We start from the raw sequence: 8,953 nt of genomic DNA, 5'->3' as shown, positions 1-8,953 counted from the left end.
GCAACACTCAGCAGAGGGCAAAACGCTAGAACAGGAAACGGCCTAAGGAATCAACCCCAAAGCATGCATATACGCCGGCTGCACCATCAACTCATCCCACCCMACCCCCCTCCCCTGCGGCAGCAACGCCAGCCGCCGCAACTCGCTGGCCTCCATGGCTTCCCACTGGCCCTTGAGCAGGGCCTCGGCCATGCCGTCCAGCAGTTCGTCGACGGGCTGGCCCTCGCCCACGGACTGGTTGCACAGCAGCACCATGTCGCAGCCAGCGTTGAGCGCCGTCACCGCGGCTTCGGTATAGCTCACCTCTTTGCCGCCGATCAGGCGGGCGCCGGCCATGCTGAGGTCGTCGCTGAAAATCGCGCCGCCGAAGCCCAGCTGGCTGCGCAGGATGAAGTTCAGCCACTGGCTGGAAAATCCGGCCGGCCGGGCGTCGACCTTGGGGTAGATCACATGGGCGGGCATGACGCTGYTGAGTGTGGTGTTGAGCCAGCCGTAGGGTGCGGCGTCGTCGGCCAGGATGGCTTTCAGGCTGCGCTTGTCGACCGGGATGTCGGTGTGGGAGTCGGCCTTGACGAAACCATGGCCGGGGAAGTGTTTGCCGCAGTTGGCGACGCCGGCCTGCAGCAGACCGTGCATCAGGCTTTTGGCCAGCAGCGTGACGACGCGCGGGTCGCGGCCGAAAGCACGGTCGCCGATCACGCCGCTTTCACCGTAATCGAGGTCCAGCACGGGCGTGAAGCTGAAATCGACGCCGCAGGCGCGCAACTCAGCGCCCAGCACATAACCGCAGGCGGTCGCGGCATTGGTGGCGGCCAGTTGGTCTTTCATCCACAGCAGGCCCAGTTCGCGCATGGGTGGCAGGTGTGTGAAGCCATCGGTCTTGAAGCGCTGTACGCGGCCGCCTTCGTGGTCGACGCAGATCAGCAGATCTTCGCGGATGTCCTTGATCTCGGTGCACAGGTCGGACAGCTGCCGGCGGTCTTTCCAGTTGCGGGCAAACAGGATGATGCCGCCGGTCAGCGGGTGTTTGAGGCGCCGGCGGTCGGCTTTGGTGAGCGATAGACCGTCGATGTCGATGATGAGGGGGGCGTGCTGGGTCATAAGGAAATCCGGAGGTTGGGGTCAGGTGCGTTTTTCCACCACACAGAAGCTGGCGGCGTAATCGGTCTCGTCGGTCACGGTGACATGGGCCGTGAGCTCGCGCGACTCGAACCAGGCCTTGAGCGCGCCGTGCAGCACTATTTCGGGTTTGCCGCTGGCGGCCTTGGCGATTTCACAGGAGCGCCAGGTCATGGGCATGCGCATGCCCATGCCGATCGCCTTGCTGAAGGCCTCCTTCGCGGAAAAGCGCGTGGCCAGGTAGCTGACACCGCGGTCCGGCCAGCGCGCGCTGCGCTCTTTCCAGGTGGCCAGCTCGCCGTCGGCCAGGATTTTTTTGGCAAAGCGCTCGCCGTGCTTTTCCAGACTGGCGCGAATGCGGCGCACGTCGCAAATATCAGTACCGATTCCGTAGATCATGCCGGTGCAAATGCGCGGTCTATGCAGGCCAGGTAGCCCCTGACAGTGGCGGCATAACCCAGCTCCAGCGCGTCGGCGACCAGGGCGTGACCTATGGACACTTCCAGCACGCCGGGCACTTCGCGCACGAACTCGGTGAGGTTGTCGCGGCTCAGGTCGTGGCCGGCGTTGATACCCAGGCCGGCGGCCGCGGCGGCCTTCCCGGCTTCGGTAAAGCGGGCCAGGACTTGCGCTTTTTCAGGGCCTCCCCAGGCGCGCGCATAGCTTTCCGTATAAAACTCCACCCGGTCGGCGCCCACGGCTTTGGCGGCTGCCATGGCTTCCGGCACCGGGTCCATGAAGAGGCTGACGCGCACGCGGCGGTCATGCACTTGCTGGATCAGGGGCCGCAGCCGCTCGGCATCTTCGGGGAAATTCCAGCCGTGGTCGCTGGTGAACTGGTCTTCGCTGTCGGGCACAAAGGTGCACTGGTGCAGCGGCAGGCCCCGGGCGGCCAGGTCATGCACAAAACCCATGAGGTTCTGGAAGGGGTTGCCTTCGATGTTGAATTCGCGATCCGGCCAGTCTTTCATCAGTGCAGCGAGCTCAAAAACGTCGTCGGGGCGGATGTGGCGCTCGTCGGGCCGCGGGTGCACCGTGATGCCCTGGGCGCCGGCCTCCAGGCACAGCTCGGCGGCGCGGCGCACGCTGGGGATGTCCAGGTGACGGGTATTGCGCAGCAAGGCCACCTTGTTGACGTTGACCGACAGTGCGGTCTTGCCGTACGCATGGGACACGATGGGAACGGGCGAAAGGAGTTTCATGGGTGGCTCGTTAAAAAGCTTGCAGATCCATCATCATTTGCCGGGTTTTCAGGACCTTCACGCCGCAATGGTAGTGCAGCAGGGCGCGCAACTGGGTTTTAAGCTCATTGAAGCCGGGGATACAGGCCCGCACAGTGTCGGAGAACAAGGCTTCGTCGCCCAACGCCTGCTGCAGCGCCTGCCACTGCCCGCCGGGCAGGCTGACGCGGTCGTCGTCGTGCGCCTGGCGCAGGCCGGCTTCGGGCACCAGCACGTAGCGGGTGTCCGGGTCCAGCGGCGCCAGCGTGGCGGTTTCGGCGTCCAGCAGGGGCAAAAGGCCGATGTCGCGCAGCAAGCGCAACTCAAACGCGCGCAGCGCCAGCTGCAGGGTCTCGGCGCTCTGCGCGGCAATCAGCTGCACCGTGGCCGCATAGGCGTCAAACAGCACCGGGTGCGGATCGTCACGGGCCATCAGGCGCATCAGCAGCTCATTGAGGTAATAACCCGACAGCAGCGCATCGCCCGTCGGCATCACGTGGCCGCCCTGCCATTCGGCGCTCTTGAGGGTGCGGATTTCAGCGTCGCCGCCAAAAGCGATGTGCAGCGGCTGCAAAGGCAGCAAAATCGGCCGGAAACTGGAACTCGGCTTTTTGGCTCCCCGCGCCACCAGCGCCACCCGCCCGTACTTGCGCGTGAACACTTCCAGGATCAGGCTSGACTCGCTCCAGTCGTAGCGGTGCAGGACATAGGCAGGTTCATCTCCTATACGTTTGGTGACCATGCGCACCGCGACCCCACTCACTCGTAGCCAAAAGTCTTGACTCTGGCCTCATCGTCGGCCCAGCCGGAGCGGACTTTCACCCAGATCTCCAGGAAGACCTTGCCGCCGGTCAGGGTCTCAAGCTCATGCCGGGCTTCGGTGCCTATGCGTTTTAGCTTTTCGCCCTTCTCGCCAATGATCATGCCCTTGTGGCCGTCGCGCTCGACCACGATGGTGGCGGCGATCTTGCGCAGGGCGCCCTCCTCCTCGTACTGGTCGATGATGACGGTGGAGGTGTAAGGTAGCTCGTCGCCGGTCAGGCGGAACAACTTTTCGCGGATGATTTCAGCGGCCATGAAGCGGTCGCTGCGGTCGGTCAGCTCGTCGGCGCCGTACATCCAGGGCTGGACCGGCAGGTATTTTTCGCAAATGCCGAACAGCCGCTCGATGTCCTTGGCGTTGTTGGCCGACATGGGCACGAATTCGGCGAAATTGTGCCGCTCCTGCATTTCCTTAAGCCAGGGGGCGATCTCTGCGCGCCGGTGTATCAGGTCAAATTTGTTGGCCAGCAGGATCGCGGGCGTTTTTTCAGGCAGCAGGGCCAGCACCTTGGCGTCGGCCTGGTTGAACTGCCCGGCTTCGACCACAAAGACAATCAGGTCCACGTCGTTGACGGCGCCCACCACGGTGCGGTTCAGCGAGCGGTTCAGCGCGTTGCCGTGCCGGGTCTGGAAACCCGGCGTGTCCACGAATACATACTGTGTTGCCTTGACCGTGCGCATGCCGGTGATGCGGTGGCGCGTGGTCTGGGCTTTGCGCGAGGTGATGCTGATTTTTTGCCCCACCAAAGCATTGAGCAGGGTGGATTTACCCACGTTGGGCTTGCCGACAATGGCGATCAGGCCGCAGCGCTGCTCGCCGGCAGCCGGCGTGCCGGGGGCGGGCACGGCCGCGCCGCGCGAGGACAGGGCTTGCGCCAGCATGGCTTCAAGCGCGTCGGGCGGCTGCGCAGCCTCCAGGGCTTTGGCCTGCCGCGCTTTGGGCTTGGCGGCCGGGGCGACTGCCGAGGCCGTCGCGGGTTTCTTGGGTTCTTTTTTACCTGTACTCATAATCTTGGTGTGTTGGCCTGCGTCCCCGGGCGGCCGCGGGCGCGGAGTCAGGATTCCAGCGTCTTGACAAACATCAGCATGGCCGCGGCGGCGGCCTGCTCGCCGGCGCGGCGCGAACCGCCTATGCCGCGCTCGGCCCGCCCGAATTCGGCGATTTCGCACTCGACGTCGAATGTCTGCTTGTGGGCGGCGCCCATGGTGCCCACCACGCGGTAGATGGGCAGGTTCATTTTGCGCCCTTGCAACCACTCCTGCAATTCGGTCTTGGGATCCTTGCCGATGGCCTGCATCTGGGGGTTGATCTCGACGTCCTTGAAAAGGCGGCGCACCAGCTGATTGGCGGTTTCAAAGCCCGCATCGAGGTAAACAGCACCTATCACGGCTTCCAGCGCGTCGGCGAGGATGGAAGGCCGCTTGTGGCCGCCGGACTTGGCCTCGCCCTCACCCAGGCGCACCATGTCGGGCAGACCCAGCACCACCGCCAGCTTGTGCAGGGTGTCCTGCTTGACCAGGTTGGCGCGCACGCGGGACAGGTCGCCTTCGGGCAGCTCACTCAGCTGTTCATAGAGCAAGCCGGCCACCGCAAGGTTCAGGACGGAATCGCCCAGGAACTCGATGCGCTCGTTATGGTCGGACGAAAAACTGCGGTGCGTCAGCGCCTGCAGCAGCAGTTTGGGATTGGAGAACTCATGCTCCAGGCGCTTTTGCAGCGCTGGCAGGCCCGGACTCGATGTGGCGCTGGCTCGCACTTATTTGGATTTGCCGCTGTACTTGAGCAGCAAGAAGGCGGGGCCGGCCAGCCTTGTTGGCGGCCTTGGTGATGGCCTGGAGCTCCACCAGGGTGGGGAAAACCTGGGCGGCCACAATACCCGCGCAGACCAGGATGACGCAGAAAAACAGAAGGCCGATGAAGGAAAGGCCGCGTTGCTGATGTTTCATTTTTTCTCCGCTCCGACTAAAAAATCTTCCGGCTCACTATCGGGACGGCGACACCGCCCATGACCTTATTCGAAAGAGCCGATACGTTTGAGGTTGCCGAAATTCATCCAGACAAAAAAGGCCTTGCCCACGATATTGGCCTCCGGGACAAAGCCCCAATAGCGCGAATCCTGCGAATTATCGCGGTTGTCGCCCATCATGAAGTACTGCCCCTCAGGCACCTTGCAGACCATGCCCTCGCTACTGTAACGGCAATTTTGCTTGAAAGGAAAGTCCATGACCTCACGCTCATCCAGTCCGGCGCGCCGTGTGTCGTCATTCAGCAACCGGTACTTGCGGGCGCCGTTGACCTCCTCGAACTGCTTGGCGTAGCGCAGCACGTCTTCATCGAAGAAATCCGGCAGCGGCGTCTTGGGCAAGGGCTTGCCGTTGATGGTCAGCTTCTTGTTGATGTAGGCAACCTCGTCCCCCGGCACGCCGACCACGCGCTTGATGTAGTCCAGGCTGGGTTTTGGCGGGTAGCGGAACACCATCACGTCGCCGCGCTGCGGGCTCTGGTTGTTAATGACCTTGATGTTCAGCACCGGCAGGCGCACGCCGTAGTGGAATTTGTTGACCAGGATCAGGTCGTTGACGAGCAGGGTCGGGATCATCGAGCCCGAAGGGATCTTGAAGGGCTCGAACAGGAAGGAGCGCAGCAGGAAGACCACCACGATCACCGGGAAGAGGCCCGCCGTCCAGTCCAGCCACCAGGGCTGCATGATGAGCCGGGCCCGGGCCTCGCCGAAGTTGATGTTGTCGATCTGGGTAATGCCTTTTTTGGCCAGTTCGGCCTGCCGGCTGGCGGCGCTTTCCTCGAGCGCCGCGGCGGCCTTGTAGCGCTGCGGCAGGAAATAAAAGCGTTCGGCCAGCCAGTAAATGCCGGTGACCACAGACGCCAGGAACAGCAGCAGGGAGAAATTGCCTTCGACGGCGCCGAAGTACCAGGCGGCGCCGTAGCCCACAAAGGCCGCCAGCACCACGGCGGTGATCGTGCTCATTGCGCCGCGCATCAGTCTTCCACCTGCAAAATGGCCAGGAAAGCTTCCTGGGGTACTTCAACGGAACCGATTTGTTTCATGCGTTTTTTACCCGCTTTTTGTTTCTCTAGGAGTTTGCGCTTGCGTGAAATATCGCCGCCGTAGCACTTGGCGATCACGTTTTTGCGCAGTGCCTTGATTGTCTCACGCGCAATAATGTTGGCCCCGATGGCCGCCTGGATTGCGACGTCGAACTGCTGGCGCGAAATGATCTCGCGCATCTTGGCCACCACCGCCCGCCCGCGATAGGCAGACTGGCTGCGGTGGACGATGATGGACAGCGCGTCCACCTTCTCGCCGTTGAGCAGGATGTCGACCTTCACCACGTCGGAGGCCCGGAATTCCTTGAATTCGTAGTCCATGGACGCGTAGCCGCGGGAGACGGATTTGAGCTTGTCGAAAAAGTCCAGCACGATCTCGCCCAGCGGCATCTCATAGGTCAGCATGACCTGCTTGCCGTGGTAGGCCATGTTCAGCTGGATGCCGCGTTTCTGGTTGGCCAGCGTCATGACGGCGCCCACATAGTCTTGCGGCATATATAAGTGCACGGTGACGATGGGTTCGCGGATCTCGTTGACTTTCCCGGCGTCCGGGATTTTGGACGGGTTCTCGACCTTGATGGTCTCGCCGTCGGACCTGAGCACCTCATAGACCACGCTGGGCGCCGTCGTAATCAGGTCCTGGTCGAACTCCCGCTCCAGCCGCTCCTGGACGATCTCCATATGCAGCAGGCCCAGGAAACCGCAGCGAAAGCCGAAACCCAGGGCTTCGCTGACTTCCGGTTCATAGTGCAGGGAGGCGTCGTTGAGCTTGAGCTTTTCCAGCGCATCGCGCAGGGACTCATACTCGCTGGCCTCGGAGGGGTAGAGGCCGGCGAAGACGGCGGGCTGGATTTCCTTGAAGCCGGGCAGCGCCTCGGTAGCGGTGAAAGCCGCGCCGCCGGTGCCGGGCTTGATCAGCGTGACGGTGTCGCCCACGCGGGCGGCCTGCAGTTCCTTGATGCCGGCAATCACGAAGCCCACTTCGCCGGACTCCAGCGCCTGGCGCGGCTCGGTGTGCGGGGTGAAGACCCCCAGCTGCTCGGCGTTGTACATCGCCTCGCTGGCCATCAGCTTGATGCGGTCGCCCTTGGCGAGCCGGCCGTCCACCACGCGCACCAGCATAACCACGCCCACGTAGGCGTCGTACCAGCTGTCGATGATCATGGCGCGCAGCGGACCGTCGGGGTTGCCCTTGGGCGGCGGAATCCTGGCGACAACGGCCTCCAGGATTTCATCGATGCCCATGCCGGTCTTGGCGCTGCAGGGGATCGCGTTGGTCGCGTCGATGCCGATCACTTCCTCGATTTCCTGCTTGGCGTTCTCGGGGTCGGCCTGCGGCAAGTCCATCTTGTTGAGCACCGGCACGACTTCGACGCCGAGGTCCAGCGCGGTGTAGCAGTTGGCGACGGTCTGCGCTTCCACGCCCTGGCTCGCGTCCACCACCAGCAGCGCGCCCTCGCATGCGGACAGCGAGCGGCTCACTTCATATGAGAAGTCGACGTGGCCCGGCGTGTCGATCAGGTTGAGGTTGTAAACCTCGCCGTTGAGTGCCTTGTATTTGAGCGCGGCGGTCTGCGCCTTGATGGTTATCCCACGCTCTTTTTCGATGTCCATCGAATCCAGAACCTGCGCGCTCATCTCGCGGTCCTGCAAACCACCGCAGCGCTGGATGAGTCGATCGGCCAAGGTGGACTTGCCGTGATCGATGTGCGCAATGATCGAAAAATTTCTGATGTGATTCATCAACGAGAACGCCTAAGTACTTGAAAGTATTGCGAAGAGATTGGACTCAATTCGCGAGGGGCCATAAAAAAGGGCGCGTCGATTGCGACGCGCCCTGAACCAACAATCTATGGCAACTGCGATAGTTGGAACTTCATTGTAGGCAAAAAGCCAGAGCCGAACAGTCCCGAAATCGCCATATTTTTGTCGTTGCAGGCTAGCAACAGGAATCTTATACACAACTTATTCACAATTTTAAACTGCTTGTCTCTGGACAACTTGTGGGTGATCTGTGGAGCGATGGGTATTACCCAAAATTAAGATCGAAAGTGGGATTTTGGGCTTCCCGATATATCCAAAAGACGCAGAGGCAAGCCGGTATTCTACCGAAAACCGTCCTTGACCCATTTATTGTTAGTGGTCACCAACAAAAAGCAGGCAGGAGGCCTCTCAAAAATATATTTTTCGGGGAGCCAAAAAAGGCCTGAACCCCGGCAAAACCCACAAACCCCAGCAGGGTATGGGGGCCTTGAAGGCCGGTACCGACCTCCCCCGACACCCTTGCCGGGGCCTCACCCGGGGTTGTTTGCGGTTTAGCGCGAAGGCCGGATCAACGCGTACTGCGCCCATTCACCGCGGCGGAACAGCACATTGATGGCCTTGGTCTTGTCAATTTTCGCGAGCGCAGCCTCAAATTCCTTGACGCTGGTGACTTCGGAGTTGGCGATTGCCACGATCACGTCACCCTCCTTCAGCCCGGCGCGTGAGGCCGCGGCTTCGGCCGTATCCACCTTGACGCCGCCCTTGATCTTGAGTTCCTTCTTCTGCGCGTCGCTCACTTCGCTGACCACCAGGCCCAGCGCCTGGGCCGCGCCGGCGACAGGCGGCTTGGGCTCGGGGCCCGATGCTTTTTTGGCCGGTTTTTCAGGCTCGACCTCGCCGATGGTGACCGAGAGGTCCTTGCTCGCGCCGCGCCTGAAGACGGTCACCACGGCCTTGGTGC

10 protein-coding genes are annotated in these 8,953 nt (G+C 62.1%); 1 reads left to right on the top strand and 9 read right to left on the bottom strand.

The window, feature by feature from the left end; translation table 11 throughout:
* Window positions 1–42: 42 nt before the first annotated feature.
* The 6 genes from nagZ to rnc form a co-directional block, all read right to left on the bottom strand.
* Window positions 43–1,101: a beta-N-acetylhexosaminidase gene (gene nagZ, locus AC1D0P_RS21540; RefSeq protein WP_477678614.1), complete on the bottom strand. Its 1,059-nt coding sequence runs from the start codon at window positions 1,099–1,101 to the stop codon at window positions 43–45.
* A gap of 21 nt (window positions 1,102–1,122) precedes the next feature.
* A complete protein-coding gene (acpS, locus tag AC1D0P_RS21535) occupies window positions 1,123–1,518 on the bottom strand; it encodes a holo-ACP synthase (RefSeq protein ID WP_477678613.1) in 396 nt (131 codons plus the stop codon).
* A complete protein-coding gene (locus AC1D0P_RS21530; protein ID WP_477678612.1) occupies window positions 1,515–2,321 on the bottom strand; it encodes a pyridoxine 5'-phosphate synthase in 807 nt (268 codons plus the stop codon). The genes acpS and AC1D0P_RS21530 overlap by 4 nt, the downstream gene beginning before the upstream one ends.
* Before the next feature lie 10 nt (window positions 2,322–2,331).
* Window positions 2,332–3,081 (bottom strand): DNA repair protein RecO, encoded by a 750-nt coding sequence (gene recO / locus AC1D0P_RS21525; protein ID WP_477678611.1) that lies wholly within the window; start codon window positions 3,079–3,081, stop codon window positions 2,332–2,334.
* A 17-nt stretch (window positions 3,082–3,098) separates the two neighbouring features.
* Window positions 3,099–4,043 (bottom strand): GTPase Era, encoded by a 945-nt coding sequence (gene era, locus AC1D0P_RS21520; RefSeq protein ID WP_477678615.1) that lies wholly within the window; start codon window positions 4,041–4,043, stop codon window positions 3,099–3,101.
* Window positions 4,044–4,216: 173 nt separating this feature from the next.
* Complete coding sequence (rnc, locus tag AC1D0P_RS21515) at window positions 4,217–4,918, bottom strand: ribonuclease III (protein WP_477678610.1); 702 nt, start codon at window positions 4,916–4,918, stop codon at window positions 4,217–4,219.
* Between rnc and AC1D0P_RS21510 the strand changes: the two genes are divergently transcribed.
* The gene (locus tag AC1D0P_RS21510; protein WP_477678609.1) at window positions 4,902–5,171 is read left to right on the top strand and encodes a hypothetical protein; all 270 of its coding nucleotides are present in this window, start codon (window positions 4,902–4,904) and stop codon (window positions 5,169–5,171) included. The genes rnc and AC1D0P_RS21510 overlap by 17 nt on opposite strands.
* Window positions 5,172–5,173: 2 nt before the next feature.
* Here AC1D0P_RS21510 and lepB read toward each other — a convergent pair whose 3' ends face one another.
* The 3 genes from lepB to AC1D0P_RS21495 all read right to left on the bottom strand — a co-directional run.
* Entirely contained in the window at window positions 5,174–6,148 is a 975-nt protein-coding gene (gene lepB / locus AC1D0P_RS21505; protein ID WP_477678608.1) for a signal peptidase I, read from the bottom strand.
* 11 nt (window positions 6,149–6,159) lie between these two features.
* A complete protein-coding gene (lepA, locus tag AC1D0P_RS21500) occupies window positions 6,160–7,971 on the bottom strand; it encodes a translation elongation factor 4 (protein ID WP_477678607.1) in 1,812 nt (603 codons plus the stop codon).
* Between the two features lie 572 nt (window positions 7,972–8,543).
* The coding region (locus AC1D0P_RS21495) for a PDZ domain-containing protein (RefSeq protein WP_477678606.1) at window positions 8,544–8,953 on the bottom strand (410 nt) is incomplete at its 5' end.

The sequence above is a fragment of the Polaromonas sp. P1_G2 genome (assembly GCF_056405515.1).
This window is presented reverse-complemented; position numbering and strand designations above follow the sequence as displayed.